At 49.5% G+C, this 14,571-nt stretch carries 15 protein-coding genes and 4 pseudogenes; 9 read left to right on the top strand and 10 right to left on the bottom strand.

The annotated features are described in order from the left end of the window. The first annotated feature begins 81 nt into the window (after window positions 1-81). Complete coding sequence (locus CRO87_RS21300) at window positions 82-408, top strand: hypothetical protein (RefSeq protein ID WP_176504354.1); 327 nt, start codon at window positions 82-84, stop codon at window positions 406-408. 613 nt (window positions 409-1,021) lie between these two features. Here the strand turns inward: CRO87_RS21300 and CRO87_RS21295 are convergent. Further along, complete coding sequence (locus tag CRO87_RS21295; RefSeq protein ID WP_097164914.1) at window positions 1,022-1,897, bottom strand: ATP-grasp fold amidoligase family protein; 876 nt, start codon at window positions 1,895-1,897, stop codon at window positions 1,022-1,024. Between the two features lie 319 nt (window positions 1,898-2,216). Here CRO87_RS21295 and CRO87_RS21290 point away from each other — a divergent pair. Beyond that, window positions 2,217-2,897 (top strand): annotated as a pseudogene (locus CRO87_RS21290) (tyrosine-type recombinase/integrase). 297 nt (window positions 2,898-3,194) lie between these two features. Here CRO87_RS21290 and CRO87_RS21285 read toward each other — a convergent pair. From CRO87_RS21285 to vapB, 4 genes and pseudogenes are all read right to left on the bottom strand, one after another. Next, window positions 3,195-4,184, bottom strand: a complete 990-nt coding sequence (locus tag CRO87_RS21285) for a RepB family plasmid replication initiator protein (protein ID WP_097164913.1) — start codon at window positions 4,182-4,184, stop codon at window positions 3,195-3,197. Window positions 4,185-4,765: 581 nt separating this feature from the next. Next, window positions 4,766-5,017: pseudogene (locus CRO87_RS22990) on the bottom strand (hypothetical protein); the annotation flags it as partial. A gap of 66 nt (window positions 5,018-5,083) precedes the next feature. Next, window positions 5,084-5,512 (bottom strand): type II toxin-antitoxin system VapC family toxin, encoded by a 429-nt coding sequence (locus CRO87_RS21275; RefSeq protein WP_097164912.1) that lies wholly within the window; start codon window positions 5,510-5,512, stop codon window positions 5,084-5,086. Beyond that, window positions 5,509-5,739: a type II toxin-antitoxin system VapB family antitoxin gene (vapB, locus tag CRO87_RS21270; RefSeq protein ID WP_097164911.1), complete on the bottom strand. Its 231-nt coding sequence runs from the start codon at window positions 5,737-5,739 to the stop codon at window positions 5,509-5,511. The genes CRO87_RS21275 and vapB overlap by 4 nt, the downstream gene beginning before the upstream one ends. Between vapB and CRO87_RS22985 the strand changes: the two are divergent. Further along, window positions 5,696-5,856, top strand: a pseudogene (locus CRO87_RS22985) (hypothetical protein); the annotation flags it as partial. The gene vapB and the pseudogene CRO87_RS22985 overlap by 44 nt on opposite strands. Window positions 5,857-6,087: 231 nt before the next feature. Here CRO87_RS22985 and CRO87_RS21260 read toward each other — a convergent pair. Then, entirely contained in the window at window positions 6,088-6,885 is a 798-nt protein-coding gene (locus CRO87_RS21260) for a hypothetical protein (RefSeq protein ID WP_141398728.1), read from the bottom strand. Window positions 6,886-6,938: 53 nt separating this feature from the next. Next, window positions 6,939-7,568: a hypothetical protein gene (locus CRO87_RS21255; protein WP_097164909.1), complete on the bottom strand. Its 630-nt coding sequence runs from the start codon at window positions 7,566-7,568 to the stop codon at window positions 6,939-6,941. Window positions 7,569-8,119: 551 nt separating this feature from the next. Here CRO87_RS21255 and CRO87_RS21245 point away from each other — a divergent pair. From CRO87_RS21245 to CRO87_RS21235, 3 genes are all read left to right on the top strand, one after another. Then, a complete protein-coding gene (locus tag CRO87_RS21245; RefSeq protein ID WP_097164908.1) occupies window positions 8,120-8,434 on the top strand; it encodes a hypothetical protein in 315 nt (104 codons plus the stop codon). A gap of 80 nt (window positions 8,435-8,514) precedes the next feature. Continuing rightward, a complete protein-coding gene (locus CRO87_RS21240; protein WP_141398727.1) occupies window positions 8,515-9,066 on the top strand; it encodes a hypothetical protein in 552 nt (183 codons plus the stop codon). A 151-nt stretch (window positions 9,067-9,217) separates the two neighbouring features. After that, entirely contained in the window at window positions 9,218-10,012 is a 795-nt protein-coding gene (locus CRO87_RS21235; protein WP_176504357.1) for a site-specific integrase, read from the top strand. 489 nt (window positions 10,013-10,501) lie between these two features. On the opposite strand, the gene CRO87_RS21225 is transcribed toward CRO87_RS21235, so the two are convergent. Together CRO87_RS21225 and CRO87_RS21220 are read right to left on the bottom strand one after the other, a co-directional pair. After that, window positions 10,502-10,789 carry a type II toxin-antitoxin system RelE/ParE family toxin gene (locus CRO87_RS21225; RefSeq protein WP_097164904.1) on the bottom strand — a complete coding sequence of 96 codons (288 nt, stop codon included), beginning with the start codon at window positions 10,787-10,789 and terminating at the stop codon, window positions 10,502-10,504. Then, window positions 10,786-11,037: a type II toxin-antitoxin system Phd/YefM family antitoxin gene (locus CRO87_RS21220; protein ID WP_097164903.1), complete on the bottom strand. Its 252-nt coding sequence runs from the start codon at window positions 11,035-11,037 to the stop codon at window positions 10,786-10,788. The genes CRO87_RS21225 and CRO87_RS21220 overlap by 4 nt, the downstream gene beginning before the upstream one ends. 293 nt (window positions 11,038-11,330) lie before the next feature. Here CRO87_RS21220 and CRO87_RS21210 point away from each other — a divergent pair, with 293 nt between their 5' ends. Both CRO87_RS21210 and CRO87_RS21205 read left to right on the top strand, forming a co-directional pair. Then, window positions 11,331-12,536 (top strand): AAA family ATPase, encoded by a 1,206-nt coding sequence (locus CRO87_RS21210; RefSeq protein ID WP_097164901.1) that lies wholly within the window; start codon window positions 11,331-11,333, stop codon window positions 12,534-12,536. Continuing rightward, window positions 12,536-13,510 (top strand): ParB family protein, encoded by a 975-nt coding sequence (locus CRO87_RS21205; RefSeq protein WP_176504353.1) that lies wholly within the window; start codon window positions 12,536-12,538, stop codon window positions 13,508-13,510. The genes CRO87_RS21210 and CRO87_RS21205 overlap by 1 nt, the downstream gene beginning before the upstream one ends. Before the next feature lie 81 nt (window positions 13,511-13,591). Here the strand turns inward: CRO87_RS21205 and CRO87_RS21200 are convergent. Continuing rightward, window positions 13,592-14,092, bottom strand: a pseudogene (locus CRO87_RS21200) (DUF4113 domain-containing protein). Here CRO87_RS21200 and CRO87_RS21195 point away from each other — a divergent pair. Then, window positions 14,071-14,487, top strand: a complete 417-nt coding sequence (locus CRO87_RS21195) for a DUF1380 family protein (RefSeq protein ID WP_097164899.1) — start codon at window positions 14,071-14,073, stop codon at window positions 14,485-14,487. The pseudogene CRO87_RS21200 and the gene CRO87_RS21195 sit on opposite strands and share 22 nt — an antisense overlap. The last annotated feature ends 84 nt before the right edge of the window (window positions 14,488-14,571 follow it).

The following is a 14,571-nucleotide window of genomic DNA, read 5'->3' as shown; positions in this document are numbered from 1 at the left end:
ACGATAACAGCACATGTCATTGCACTTTATTTTCTTGAGAAAAACCGTTTCGAAAATGATATTAAGAAAAAGAAAGCAACTATGAAGAACACATCCAAAGCCAAAAATGCATTACATTTAGAGATATTGATTACTCTGAAGAGAATTTCGCCACCAATAAGTGCACCTGGCCAAACCACTCCTTTGCCATCCACCTGGCCGTCCACTCGCCAAATTTCTGAGGCTCACGACATCAGTATTTATAAGGCCCGTACTGAATTGCTTAGCATGGTCGAAAATGGACTGGTAATAGTCAGTCCATGTGCCATTAATAATTCACTGCGCTGGCTGCCACGGATGGGCGTAGAAGTAGGAATGGAGGGTGGAGACAATAGCGGAAAGTCAAAGAGTGACGCCGAAGAAAAATAACCCTGGAAGCGATAAGCTATTTTGGAACAAATCGTGCTGATGTTAACTTTCCCTTCATCAGGGAATGCTATGGCACATCATTAGGTTCTTGGAATGCCCCATGGCGGAGCATCTGTTAGTAACAGATGCGGGTATGGGTAATATATTTCGGAGCAAAGTAGATAATGGTCGACGCCTGCAACAGTATGCTATCAGTCTAACAGGAATTACATTAAGAGACATCCCTCCTCATTCCTCGTATCTTGCTCAACATTCAACGAGAGGGCACCATCATTTACTCTGTGGTTATAAAAAGCTGTAACCCTTACTTCCATCAAGGGCGTCCGTGTTTCCTAACCATGGACAGGGAAAAAGCCACTATGATCATAAGTGTTCTCTCCAGTGATAAGTGATAGTCCAGTTTTGCGGTTTTTTAGGTCACACATCACCGCATTGCTCGGCTCCCTGCGAAAATCAGGACTGATAAACTTCTAGTCCTCATACTCGACGCAATCCATAGTATCCATTACGCCACTAGTAATGAGATTACACATCAATTATTCTCCACTTACTTTTAAGAGGATCTATATGCGAGGTGATATATTGATGTGTCAATTTTATTGCCCACAGTATCTCAGCCGTACTTCCAGAGTTGACCAAAGACTTCATCCCACTCACGAGGCATAAATTTTAGCCTCCCGCATTCCGGCGTAAATGTAATTTCGCTGAAATATACTTTCCCTATCGCACAAAACAGATCGACTCTACAGTAATCGAAGTTTCCTGCGACTATATCAGCAACGTTAAGGCACTCCAAAAAAACTTCCGGGACTTTGATGTCTTTATTGCTATTATTCAATAACCCCATTGTGAATGGCTGCAGGTTCCATTTACGGTCATAGACATTAGATGTCTGGTTGTTATCATCATCTGTAAAGTCAGCTTCAACATATGAACACTGACCATTAAAACAATGGAAACGTAACATTTCAGGAATGCACTCGCGCTGACTATCAACGTATACATCAATGTACTCTTCGCACAGCACTGTCGGAAATACGCCTTTGTACTGCCTCTCTCTATTGATGTAATAATAGTCCTGCTTCTGGCGGAGCGACAGCCATCTCACTACGGCTCGGGTATTTATCTCTTGTTTGTTACAAACAATAGTGCTTCTGCTATCATGGGCACATTTTAAAACGAATTTCTCAGGAAGAACGTCAAAGTTGATGTCCTCTGCCTTGTGATAAACGGCTATTAGTGGTACGAGGATACTTTCATTAACAACGCTTCTGACATATTCACGAGCCATCAACTTATCCACGAATGGGGAAAGATATCGGTGTTCATGACTGATCATCCTTTTCGCAATCTTTTCCGTAAACTTATTGGGCTGGTTAAATTCTGGATAAACGCCATGATAGCGGCGATAACGCTCTCTTACATATCTACAATCGCTGATAAACTTGGCTCTTACGTATTTTGACAGATATCTTATCCGGGATGCCATTTCTTGAAACTCCGTGCCATTGATGACAATTAAAGCAAATGTAAGGTGACGGAAATTTTATCGGAAGAAGATAAATACGATCAGGCTGAGGGAATTTTCCTACTTTGACCAGTTTTGGCATCGAGTCTGGAGAAGTACCAGCAGCATCTTGGGATTACGACATTTCTCCCAGATAACGCTGATTCACCTGCAACCCCTGCCAGGGCTGGCTTCCGGACCGTTTACCCAGTCAAAACGGCCCTTTACGGATTTGGGTTTACCCACAATAATGCAGGTAATCAAAATAAAAGGATCCGCGCAGACGGACCAGAATGTCGCTATTCCGACGACAACGTCGCTACGTGAAAAATACGTCATTCCCCTGCAGAATTCACCAGAACGCGTTTCGTTTCTCCCTATTGCCCCGGGCGTCGATTTTGCGACCGCGGTGACCATGCGTCGTCTGGCCACTGCGAACGGGGTTACACCGGCGTATCTGCTGGTACCTGAAGTCAGTGCCCTCCTCTACTACATGCCGGACCTGCGTCATTACATGCTGTTCTCCACGTTCTGGAACACCGGCTGCGAATAGGGGAATCCCGGACGCTGACCCCTGAGATCGTTTGATCTGGACGGGATGCGCCCGTTCGTGAAGGTGCTGTCAGAAAAAGTGCAGGCCCGCCGGGGCTGCCCACCGAAAGACGAAGTGCGCTTGGTACCTCTCACCGATGAAACCATGCGCAACTGGCTGAAGATGGCCATTGCGCTTGCGGAAACGGACGGGGTGCATTTTTCGGTGCCGGTGACGCCGCATACGTTCAGGCACAGCTATATCATGCACATGCTCTGTCACCGCCAGCCGAAGAAGGTGATTCAGGCGCTGGTTGGCCACAAGGATCCGCGCTCGATGGAGGCATGTACCAGAGTGTTTGCGCTGGAGCTGGCCGCGACGATTGCCATTCCGTTTACCGGAGACGGCCGGGATGCAGCGGAAATCCTCCGCGCCTTCCCTCCTTTATAGACAACACAGTTTACCGCACAGATAAGCTATAGCGAGTAGTAATGGCTGAATATAAACTACAGTGCGTAATATAAACTGTAGTGAGTAGCGTAATAGAGAGGAAGGAAGGATACATACGGGCGGGTAATGCAGCAGTCATACCGACCCAGACGGCATGACATCATGCCGGAAGAGCACTGAAGAGAATCTGCTGACACTTGTGCTTATATAAGCTGTAGTAAGTGGGATAACTCATTATCGATGTGAATATAAACTGTAGTCAGTAATGGGCCGGGATTTACTGGCTACAGTTTATGTTTAGCGGGATTTGAACAGCTTCTCGAGGTCCTCAAGTGTGATCCCAAGCTTCTCCAGCACTTTGAGTTTTTCAGCCATTTCGGGGCTGACCTGTTCCTGTACGGCCGGAGCCGGCATGTTTTCCGAACTCTCATCATTGGGGGCTTTTAATTTTGGACGCCGGTAATGGATGCAGAAGAGCTTGGTCCGGCCGCGCTGGATTTCCGTATAGTCGAGATAACCTATCTCACGTAGTTGCTCCATTGCCCGCCTCACCGTCTGGTTTTGAGAGAACACCGGTGATTTCAGGTTCAGACGGGCCCTGAGACGCGCCAGTGATATCGGTGCCGGATCCCGCGGCAGACTCTCAATAAAGGTATAAAGCGCCTGAGCCGACTCCCTGCGCTTTAGCGCATTGATGGCTTTCAGCTGCAGCAGGACCTTTCTGTCAAACTGATAGAGCTCAAACAGGCGAGGATCGGCCTGCAGCTGGACAATGTCTTTCTCTGTATCGTAGTAGGCCGACTGCACCAGATGGGTGATATACTCTTTCGTGTGATTCTCAGAAGTTCTCGAAAAAGAGATAACCGTTCCTGCAATACGCTTCAGGGAAGGACTGATTCGCTCGCGGAGCTTGCGGGAAGACTGGCTGGAAGGAATACCACAGAGTTTGGCAAACTCCACAAATGAGAGCTCGACCTTATCACCGATGACCTTGTGTCGCGCGAAGGAGTGAATGATCCCGACCCAGGTTTTAAAGTCATTATCCATATCCAGCCGCGGGCCAGTTATCTCGACCTTATCAAAACCTTCTGCTCTTGCGAGAGAGAGCCGTGTCAACTCCTCTGTCGCATCTGTTCGGGAAAGTGTGTTCTTCTTGCTGTTATTCAGCGACTTCAGTGTCGGAACAAAGACACCAAGGCGCATCAGCGCCACCGGCTGCACGGTATTACCTGCGTTAGGTGTTAGGCTGACGACCTCCCCCGAAGACTTGTCGACCTCTTCAAACAGCGCTTTGATGTCCAGATTGTCGTTTTTCAGAAGGCCTCCGTTCGGTGGAAAAAAAATAACTTATCGTCATCAGTTAAGGTACGGCTCGCTAACTTACTGAATTATCTGAGCCTAGTTATGCACAGTCTCACCAGCCAACCTGGCTACATTACTAACTTTAGTTTATGTGATTTACTCGTCACAGTATATAACGGACTGGACACAGCTTATCGATTTCCAGTCACAGCTTATATTTTTCCTACTACAGTTTATGCGATCATCCTCTCAGACCAGTGCTGGCAAAGGCTCAGACGATCGTGGGATCTCTTTTGGATCTTACAGGGATCATCTATTGGATCTTCTTATTGGATCGATAGAGTGTATAAGTGGATAACTTGCTGAAATATAGCCTGTTCAGAAAAGCAGGCATCGGGCGTACGTGCTCATTCCGGCTCCAGTAAAATGGTGCTTCCTCGCCGTTCGCTCGCTATGCTCGGTCACTTGCTGTGGTGAGCACTGCCGAATGAAAAATTTCGATACGCCGACAGAGTTTTGTGACCAGCAATCAGAGGTTCGCCTTCTCGCCAAACTCAACGCCTGTCAGGAAGCAGCTCCGTACCTTTATGGCGCGCAGCTTTGCACAATGCCTTAAACTCGCCGGGATCGAAGGTAATCACACCCACTCCAACCTCAGCCGCTTTCGGGGCACTGACGTAGTCGCGAATATATCTGTCGGGTGCCCTGGTATAGCGAAATTCTTTACCTGCTCGGGTATGAAGATAAAAATCTACCTTGACCCAGCAGAATACATTGCTTGATAACTCACAGTGACACCCATATACGAATTGAACCACTCACAGGGATGACGAAACCGATTGATGACACGGAGCCCGGAGTATACTTCTCCGTGCATTACCGTGCTACTTCACCCAGTCTTCCAGTTTCAGACCCGCCACCCGCTCAAACTCTCTTGTATTATTGGTCACCAGCACAGCGCCGGCCGCAATAGCGTGCCCGGCAATAGCCGTGTCGTTCGGCCCGATTGGTGTGCCAGCGGCGGCCAGCGCTACCTTTATCCCCGTGGTGGCATCCACAGCGGCTTTATCCCACGGCAGAATGGCATCGAGGCGTGCGCAGAACGCGTCAACCAGCTGCGCGTGGCGCGGTGAGGCTTTCTTGCCGATCGCGCCAAACCGCATTTCTGCATAGGTAATGGCCGACACCACAATACGGTGGTTGCGCAGCACCGCCTGCTCGAGGCGTTTCAGCACTTTTTCCGGCTGCTCGCGCATGATGAACGAGCAGATGTTGGTATCGAGCATATACGTCTTCGTCCGGGGCTGTTTCATAGCTCAAAGCGTCCTTCGTCGCTGACAATTTCCTCGCGCTCCGCCATAAAGTCCGCATCAGCACTTTCGAGCTCAAAGAACGAGCCCCAGGTCGGCCGGACGGGACGCAGGATGATGCTGTCGCCTTCGCGGACGATTTCGAGCTCGCTGACGCCGTCAAAATCCAGATCGCGGGGCAGACGGATGGCGCGGTTGTTGCCGTTTTTAAAAATGGATACGGTTCTCATGGGTTCCTCCTGGCCGAATGGCCTTTATGTATGTGCTCAGTATATGTAGATGCAAAGCATATGTATAGCCGTAACATATGCAGATGTACAGCATATGGATATGCTAAGCCTATCCTTGCTTTCTTCATTTTCTTATAAGATCCGAAAAAAGGTAATCTCGGTATTCGTGTTAGCTTCTAAACGAAGCCGTGGTCTGACTGACCAGACCATTACCGGGTGCAGAACGTCGCTGTTCAGATAAGGCACTTGCAACATAGAAGGCGACCAGACAGCAAATCAATCGCCTTCAATCAAAAAGCCGCTTACGCGGCTTTTTTTTGACAGGCACCGGTTCGTTTCTTCAGCCTGTTATTTTTTCAGGATAAACAACCTGCCAACGGGGGGATGATGGCTGAACAGGGCGGTGTGATTGTCAGCCATGGTACTGAGGTGCTCCATCAGAGCCTGATACTGCTTTTCCATCCCTTCAGCCGTTTCGGTTTTCCTCAGCGCCAGTTTAATGGCACTCCAGTTCAGGCTGTTGTAGCGCAGCGGCGGCATTTTAGCCTCATACCGTAGCCTGAGATCGTCACTCAGCAGTTTCAGCAGCCACTGTGAACTGTCCAGGGCGTCGTCGAAGGCGCAGGACATCCGGGTGAGATCGGGCTCATATCTGCCGGCTACCGTCAGCCCATAGGTTGACAGCCTGAACCGGGCTTCCTTTATCTCCCGCTGCAGCGCATACCCGGCCTCAAGCGCGATCAGCAGTTCATCAAGAGCGGTTGTGCAGGCTGATATCCGGTCGGGATGATCTTCTTCATTCACCGCGCGGAAGGCCTGCATGGCTTTTTCGGCGTGACCGGCCAGATAACTCTCCGGACCGAGCTCTATATACTGTTCATTCACCAGGCGGATCGCCTCCTTATAGCCTTCCTGGGTGGTGAGCTGGGGTAGCCAGCTTCGGGCCACCTTAAAGGCCGCCCAGGCTATCCCCACAGTGGCGATATTACATGCCACTGAGACCCAGTCCGCCGCGCTGCCGGTTTCTGACATCCTGTAGATCCACACCCCCAGCAGAACGGACAGGCAGGCTATCCCCCCGCCGGCAGCGCCAGCGAGGCAGGTGGTCAGGACCGTGCGTGCTATTCCTGGTGGTTTCTCAGACATCTTCGTCGCGCCTCCCTGCCGTGCTGTGCGTCCGGATGAATATACGCCCAGGATCAGGCCGCCGGGGCATCAGAGGGCTCGCTGTACACCACGGTAAAATCCCCCTGTCCGTCCGGCGTGAAGCTGATATGACTGGTATAGTAGAGGGCCAGAGACTGCTCGTGATCGTTCAGCGTGGAATACGCCCGGCCATCCAGCGCCGGGAGGCTTTCCCGGTACTGGCGTGCGAGATCTTTATCATGTGCTCTGGCCGCACGGAGTTCGTCCTCATTCATATCAAAATCATCCGCCGTGAATAACTGGGCGGCCGGACCAAAGACGGGCATCCATAACCGCTGTTTCAGTCGTTCCTTCATGACAGTATGACAGCGCTCGTCTGACAGTCTTTGCCAGGTATCCGAATGGCCCGCGGCCAGCTTTTCAAAATTGTATTCTGTGATCCCGGCTTCCGGCCAGCAGGCGACCACTTCGGCCCAGGTCTGTTCGGCCAGTTGCTGCCAGACGCTGTCCCTGGCCGACATGGCGGACAGAATATCGTTATCGGTGATGTTGCCGATGCCGGTCTGGATAGCCAGGCGCAGTACCTCCACTTCTTTTACCGGCTGCTGGGTCAGGGTCACACAGCGGACATACAGATCGTCCAGCAGTGCGGCGGTGGCATCGTCAATGTGTTTCGTTGGCATGGCAGCCTCTCTTCTGAGAAAATGGATTCAAATGTTAATAAACTTAGAACTTATTATTGATGACTAAGTTTATAAGTTTGTTGTTTTATAAGTATCGTGAATTAAACATATCAGAACTGATTTTCCATGCAATAGCTTCTCAGCTATTTTTGTCTGTGGCTTTTGTCTTTTCGCGGTCAGATCCGATTTCTGGTGGTTCCGGATCTTCTCCCTGCCCCCCGGTGCGCTGCGGCCAAGAAACACAAGATGTGCCACGCTGTCAGCTGAATTTTCTCCCATATGTTGTGTTATTCCCCTGCCCCGTGATCTGGCGCGCAGCCGCAGAAAACAGTGCTTTGCTTACTTCCTGACCGTGGTACACTTCCGAAAATATGGAATAGGCCTGTAAATCGGATCACCTGAAAACAGTCACTCGGTAATTTACTGGCGGTGTTATATGTGTGCTTATTATCAGGATAGTGATGTTTTCGGTAGGTAAAGTCATTTGAGGTGACGGTCTGATACGTCAGTGAGTGATGATTACGGTATGAGACTATTTTCGAGAAAACTGAATGGATATTGAAGACCTTTTCTGTGAACTCTGTGAAAGGCAGGACCAGGATGCGTGGTTTCATTCTGTCACTGGTCCTGTTAATGAAGAGGGGCAGCCAACGACACTCATGCTGTTACTGGACAGAGATGGCTGGGAAATTGCACGTTGCCAGTACAGCCCGGATCCTGAGCTGCGGGGATGGAGAGTCACCTTGTGGCCAACTGGGCCATTTTTTCGTTCCCTTCCCTCTACCGATTATCCGCTGGATTTGGGTGATGAAGCGGGGTTCTCTCTGGGTATGTCAATGCTGGAGTCGGTCTACAAAGATTTTTAGTGCCGTACTGCGTTGCTGAAATACTGCAGGCGGGATTTCCGAAACTAATATGGCGAGACATACAGCAGGATGAGCATTTTATGATGTCAGAGAAGTTGATCGCTTACGTAGCAGGGATCACTGTGGTTATTGCTGGTACTGTGTCAATGGCCGGAGCCGCCACCCGGAAAGAAATGCAGCAGATCGATGCCGCTTATCCACCCGGCAGCGTGGTGGTCTGTCATTCCGACATTCCCGGAGACGGTAAGCTAAATTATCCTACGACTATGCTCTCCCGGGGGACCGTCACGTCTACCGGACAGGGCCGCACGATCTATGATGTTTCGGTCACCTGGCGAATGAAAAGCCAGGCAGGGCGCGCAGATACGGATCTGACACTGACATTCAAGATGCACCAGCGCAGTGATGCTACTGGCCAGTACACGCTGATCGATCGCGACAGCATGGCTGTGTCAATGCCAGCTGCCGGGCCTGCCAGTGAAGCTATCGCTCTGGATGGATTTCGTCGCCGCTTCGGCGGAACGGAAAACTTTACGCCTTACAGCCAGTTCGAGATCACGACGTTTCCGTCGTATATCAATCATACGCCTGGTGAAGCGCCAATGTACTGCCACAAAGAGGCTGCAAAGTGAAGAGTGCAGACGGAGCGACAAAAGTGATGACCCGTACTGGTAGCGTAAAGGAAATGCTACTGACGGCGATCTCACTGTCTGTCCCGGGCGACACTCTGGTCACACCTTGCTGGATTGAAAAACTGTATGGTACAGGAACAACAGCATGAACATGCCAGCTATTCCGTCCTTGCCGGGCGGCCATCTGGGCGTTACAGAGCGATTGCTGCCGGTGGCCATTGATTATCCGGCGGCACTGGCGCTGCGGCAGCTGGCGGCCCTGCATGACGATCTGCCGAAATATCTGCTTGCCCCGGAAATCAGTGCCCTGCTTCACTATGTACCGGACCTAGAGCGCAAGACCCTGTTTGCCACGTTGTGGAACACCGGCGCGCGCATTAACGAAACGCTGGCGCTGGGCAGGAGTGATTTTTTACTGCAGCCACCCTACCCGTTTGTGCAGTTGGCCACGCTGAAGCAGCGTGAGGAAAAAGCGGCCCGCAGTGCCGGGCGCGCACCGGCCGGAACTGTGCTGCACCGTCTGGTCCCCTTGTCCGATCAGCATTACCTTTCGCAGCTGCAGATGATGGTGGCCACACTAAAAATTCCGCTTGAGAAAAAAAATAAACGTAGCGGCAGGATGGAAAAGGTGCGGCTCTGGACCATCACCGATCGAACAGTGCGAACATGGCTGGCTGAGGCCGTGGTCGCTGCAGCAGCAGATGGCGTAATCTTCTCTATACCGATTACGCCGCACACGTTCCGGCATAGCTACGCGATGCACATGCTGTACGCCGGTATTCCGCTCAAAGTGCTACAAAGTCTCATGGGCCATAAGTCGATCAGCTCGACGGAGGTGTATACCAAGGTGTTTGCGCTTGATGTTGCCGCCCGTCATCGGGTGCAATTCCAGATGCCTGAAAATGAAGCGGTAAGCATACTGAAGAGTCTGACGTCGGGACGTTGAGACTGCAGACGATATACTGATTCGCTGACGCACCTATCCGGGTTTGTCCAACCTCTCACCCGCCCGGAATCAACTTCCGGGCAGACTCACGGTTTCTGTTATGGGCCAATAAAAATAAATACGGTCATCGAAAATATTTTCTGGACACTTTTCCGATAATGCCGAAATGTCTAAGGCAAAAAGCACTTATAGTTCGTTGCAAAGACATCCTGAGGCGAAGGCGTATCAAGTAAGTAATAATATAGACGTCCAGCTTACTAGGGGGTTGCTGCAACCCAGCCTTTAGCTCCGTCATAATCATTACCACCTTCGGCAATGAATACGTGATTATCAGCGTCAACTGCATATGCACCAGGCTGTTTATGGCCAGGATTTCGCTGCTTGTCTTTACATCCATAGACTTCATTGTTCCATACCAACACAACGCTGTTAACGTACTCAGGGTGCTCCTTACGCCACTTTTGCACGGCCTTTAAAATATCTATGAAATTACCTCATTCGTTCGCTGGCAAGATTATATACATTACTTCTTTCGCGTTTACCTACGGCAACAACAGCGATAATTAATTGATTATCAATGACCTGATAGACCAGGCGAAAACCAGACGCACGAAGTTTAATTTTGTAGCAATCCTTTATTCCGCTCAGTTTCGCTGAGGGGATATGTGGATTTTCGCTGCACTTCTTTAGCTTTTTAGCAAATTGCTGCTGAATGGCCTTATCCAGCTTCTGCCACTCTTTTAGCGCATCTTCCCTGAATTTGACCGTATAAGTCATAGATAGCTATCAAGGTTTACATCATGCAATTTCTGATCGCTGCGTTCGGCTACGAGTTTAGCCAGTTCCTGATCGTCAAGGGCATCGAGTATCTTTTCGTACAGTTCAGCCGGAACGCAATAGAAAGCAGGTTGGTTGCGGTTCAGGATTGCCACCGGGAAACCATCCCCTGCGCTAACAGTTGCCATCGGGTTTTTCTTGAGTTCACTGACACTGGCGCTTGTGTCGGTCAGAATGATGTGAGGCATATATCACCTATAAGACTGTTTAACCAGTCTTAAAGGTAAGGTATTAAAGACCAGTTAACAAGTCTTCTTGTCATTTCTTATGCAGGTGGTTAGAGCTACCTGTTTGTCCTGCTGGTGCGGAGTGTACGTAGCAAGGAAAGCTTGCAAGCAATTCATCAGCTACACCAGCGCATTGAGCTGAGTTACGGCGAGCGTTACCCCTACTCTTGAGAGTGAAATCAAAATAATATGATTTTTTACTTGCAACATGACTCTTTTTGTTCAAAATGACAAAAAACGTCATGAGGTGATAAATGGAAAATATTGAGCAGTTACGGAAAGTCGCCACACGTGCAGGTAAACTTCTGACATCTTTGAGCGAAAGTATCCGCCAGCAAAAAGAGGAATTGAAGCTTACTGAGTTCTATCAGGAATACAGCAAAGCCGCCCTTTATAAACTGCCTAAGCTCAGTAAAGGCAGTGTTGAGTATGCTGTGGCCGAAATGGAAGCCAGTGGCTACATTTTCAAAAAGAAACCTTCCGGTAATACGATGAAGTACGCAATGACGATTCAGAATGTCATCGATCTGTATTTCCATCGTAAAGTACCCAAATACAGAGATCGCTTCGATAAAGCCTTCACGATTTTTGTATGCAATCTTAAAGGTGGTGGTTCCAAGACAGTTTCTACTGCTTCATTATCACATGCTTTTCGGGCTCATCCTCAGCTTCTGTTTGAAGACCTGCGTATTCTGGCCATCGATTTCGATCCGCAGGCGTCTCTGACAATGTTCCTGAGCCATGAGAATTCAGTCGGCCTGGTTGAAAATACGGCTGCTCAGGCCATGCTCCAGGACGTGTCTCGTGAAGAATTACTTTCCGATTTTATTGTGCCGTCAATTATCCCGGGTGTTGATGTAATTCCCGCATCCATTGACGATGCATTCCTTGCTGAAGGCTGGAAGGGATTGTGCGAAGAACATCTACCGGGGCAAAATATTCATGCGGTGCTTAAAGAGAACATTATCGACAAGCTTCAGCATGACTACGACTTTATTTTCCTTGATAGCGGTCCGCACCTTGATGCGTTCCTGAAAAACTGCATTGGGGCGGCAGACCTGATGTTGACCCCTCTTCCACCGGCTACGGTTGATTTTCATTCTTCCCTGAAGTTTGTGGCCAGCCTCCCTGCTCTCATTGATTCGATCGAACTGGATGGGCACACCTGCAATCTCATCGGTAATGTCGGTTTCATGTCCAAAATTCTGAACAAGTCTGATCACAAAATTTGCCATAGTCAGGCTAAAGAGGTATTCGGTGCCGATATGCTCGACATGGTTCTGCCGAGACTGGATGGTTTCGAACGCTGTGGGGAGACTTTTGACACAGTTATTTCTGCAAATCCAGCAACCTATGATGGAAGCACAGATGCGCTTAAAAGCGCAAAATCAGCAGCGGAAGACTTTGCGAAGGCAGTATTTGATCGCATTGAGTTCATTCGTACTAACGGAGGTATGTGATGTCGAATGAGAAAAGAAAAACCATCGGCAGACAGTTAAATACTCAGGCGTCAATGGTCGAGATGACTGACACCGGGAGAAGCCAGGTATTTAACTTAAAAACCGGTAGGAAGGTAACATTCAGATTTGTTCGGATACCTGTATCTGACGTTGAAAGTAAGACCTTCGTAAACCAGGAAAACAATGGAAGAGATCAACTGGCTCTGACCAGGGAGTCCCTTAAATCCATTATCCAGACAATTAAGTTTCAGCAGTTCTTCCCCTGTATTGGTATTCAGCAAGGTGAAAGGATTGAGATACTGGATGGTTCAAGACGGCGAGCCTCTGCGATTTATATCCGTACAGGCCTGGATGTAATGGTTACCGATGAACATTTATCAGCTGATGAAGCTCGCCATCTGGCTAAAGATATTCAGACAGCTAAAGAGCATAACCTTCGGGAAATCGGCCTGAGATTGATGGCTCTGAAAGAGTCCGGATTCAACCAAAAGGAAATTGCTGAACTGGAGGGATTATCCCAGGCTAAGGTCACAAGGGCGCTGCAGGCGGCGGCAGTACCGCAAGAATTGATTTCTCTGTTCCCTGTTCAGTCGGAGCTGTCATTTAGTGACTACAAAATTCTTTTAGAGGTTAATGAAAAACTCAGTGAAAAAGGCTTAACGTCTGAAGAGCTCATTCAGTCTGTCTCAGATCAGCACGATGCAATTTTAAGTGATTACGAGCGACCAGAAGACGAACAGAAAGCCAGTATACTGAAGCTGATTTCTCAGGCATCTCAGACATTGATAGCTCCCCCGCCCAAGGAAAAGTCAGTGATTTCCCCACTCTGGTCCTTTGAAGAAAAGGACAAGTTCGCGCGCAAACGTGTGAAAGGGCGCACGCTGACTTATGAGTTTAGTCGTATGTCAAAAGTGGTTCAGGATGAACTGGACAAGGCTATCAATGAGGTCCTTGACAGAAATTTGAGCCAATAATTTCGCCACGGCGATTTCACTACTAAGTTATTGTAATCAGAAAGTTTAGGTTGAGAATTTCAAGGTGAAATCGCCAAAATTTCACACCAGTTTCGCGGCAGGAATATCTGACCAGAGTGTCGTATAAGCAGGTGAAAGCATCTCCCGTTTCATCTGCCATTATGGCGCAACACCGCTGCCTGCAAACCATACTTTTCCCAGCCCCGAATGATTAATACCATCGAGCACTTTCATTAACGCATCGCTGTCCGGGCGCGGCTGAACCTCATCAAACAGGTTCAACTGCGACACGCCTGTGGGGGTAAAATCATTTAGCATGATGCCCGCTTTTGCATATCGATGGCCATTGAGCCAGATACGCTCCAGGCACTTCATCACCGCTGCCACAATGTCCCGGGTATCCCGCGTAGGGGGGATAAGCGCTTCGCTGGTCGCAGATTTTCTGCGCAGCCTTAATGAGCAATTTTTGAGTGTGTATATCCGCGTGCTGGCGTTCTGCGGCTGCTTCCGCGACTGATTAACGCCGGGCGGGGTGGCCGCCCGGTTTAAGGTGAATGAATATGTTTGGAACGCGTGAAGCACTGTGTAAAGAGCTGGAACGGATGTTTACCCACGATGAACCCCTGGAGCTGCTTATCTGGACGGGAGAGGGCGTTCATGTGGCGTGTCGGGAACTGTCACCTACAGATGAAGAAATCACGGCCATACAGGAAGTCATTGGTAATACAGCTATGGGCACATATCGCAATGAAGGTGTCACCAGCGCGTCGGTGTGTGATTTGCTTGTATGCCACCGGGAAGCCGTTAATCGTGAAGTAACTGTGCCGGTGACGGTTCTCACACGCCTGCTCCATGATGCAGAACGGGAGCTTCAGCACCAGGATGGGCTGGCCCGGGAGTCAGGAAAAGGGACACCACGACGTATTCAGCAGAGGCTGGAGGATGTAGCGGCACTGAAAGCCTTGCTGTCATCCTGAATGCTGGCCGGAGGGAAACCTCCGGCCTTTTGCTTTGCATCAGGATTTCGGTGCTTCCGCTGTTTTGCCGGCGCCACCCTCCGG

The organism is Enterobacter sp. CC120223-11 (genome assembly GCF_900215375.1).
Taxonomy (GTDB): Bacteria; Pseudomonadota; Gammaproteobacteria; order Enterobacterales; family Enterobacteriaceae; genus Scandinavium.
The sequence above is the reverse complement of the archived record's forward strand: the minus strand, read 5'-3'. Positions and strand labels throughout refer to the sequence as shown.

What these genes read in the sequence shown, in the direction of transcription:
- CRO87_RS21300 (WP_176504354.1), top strand. Translation starts at nt 82, where the DNA reads ATGAAGAACACATCCAAAGCCAAAAATGCATTACATTTAGAGATATTG.
- CRO87_RS21295 (WP_097164914.1), bottom strand. Translation starts at nt 1,897, where the DNA reads ATGGCATCCCGGATAAGATATCTGTCAAAATACGTAAGAGCCAAGTTT.
- CRO87_RS21275 (WP_097164912.1), bottom strand. Translation starts at nt 5,512, where the DNA reads ATGAAACAGCCCCGGACGAAGACGTATATGCTCGATACCAACATCTGC.
- vapB (WP_097164911.1), bottom strand. Translation starts at nt 5,739, where the DNA reads ATGAGAACCGTATCCATTTTTAAAAACGGCAACAACCGCGCCATCCGT.
- CRO87_RS21260 (WP_141398728.1), bottom strand. Translation starts at nt 6,885, where the DNA reads ATGTCTGAGAAACCACCAGGAATAGCACGCACGGTCCTGACCACCTGC.
- CRO87_RS21255 (WP_097164909.1), bottom strand. Translation starts at nt 7,568, where the DNA reads ATGCCAACGAAACACATTGACGATGCCACCGCCGCACTGCTGGACGAT.
- CRO87_RS21245 (WP_097164908.1), top strand. Translation starts at nt 8,120, where the DNA reads ATGGATATTGAAGACCTTTTCTGTGAACTCTGTGAAAGGCAGGACCAG.
- CRO87_RS21240 (WP_141398727.1), top strand. Translation starts at nt 8,515, where the DNA reads ATGATGTCAGAGAAGTTGATCGCTTACGTAGCAGGGATCACTGTGGTT.
- CRO87_RS21235 (WP_176504357.1), top strand. Translation starts at nt 9,218, where the DNA reads ATGCCAGCTATTCCGTCCTTGCCGGGCGGCCATCTGGGCGTTACAGAG.
- CRO87_RS21225 (WP_097164904.1), bottom strand. Translation starts at nt 10,789, where the DNA reads ATGACTTATACGGTCAAATTCAGGGAAGATGCGCTAAAAGAGTGGCAG.
- CRO87_RS21220 (WP_097164903.1), bottom strand. Translation starts at nt 11,037, where the DNA reads ATGCCTCACATCATTCTGACCGACACAAGCGCCAGTGTCAGTGAACTC.
- CRO87_RS21210 (WP_097164901.1), top strand. Translation starts at nt 11,331, where the DNA reads ATGGAAAATATTGAGCAGTTACGGAAAGTCGCCACACGTGCAGGTAAA.
- CRO87_RS21205 (WP_176504353.1), top strand. Translation starts at nt 12,536, where the DNA reads ATGTCGAATGAGAAAAGAAAAACCATCGGCAGACAGTTAAATACTCAG.
- CRO87_RS21195 (WP_097164899.1), top strand. Translation starts at nt 14,071, where the DNA reads ATGTTTGGAACGCGTGAAGCACTGTGTAAAGAGCTGGAACGGATGTTT.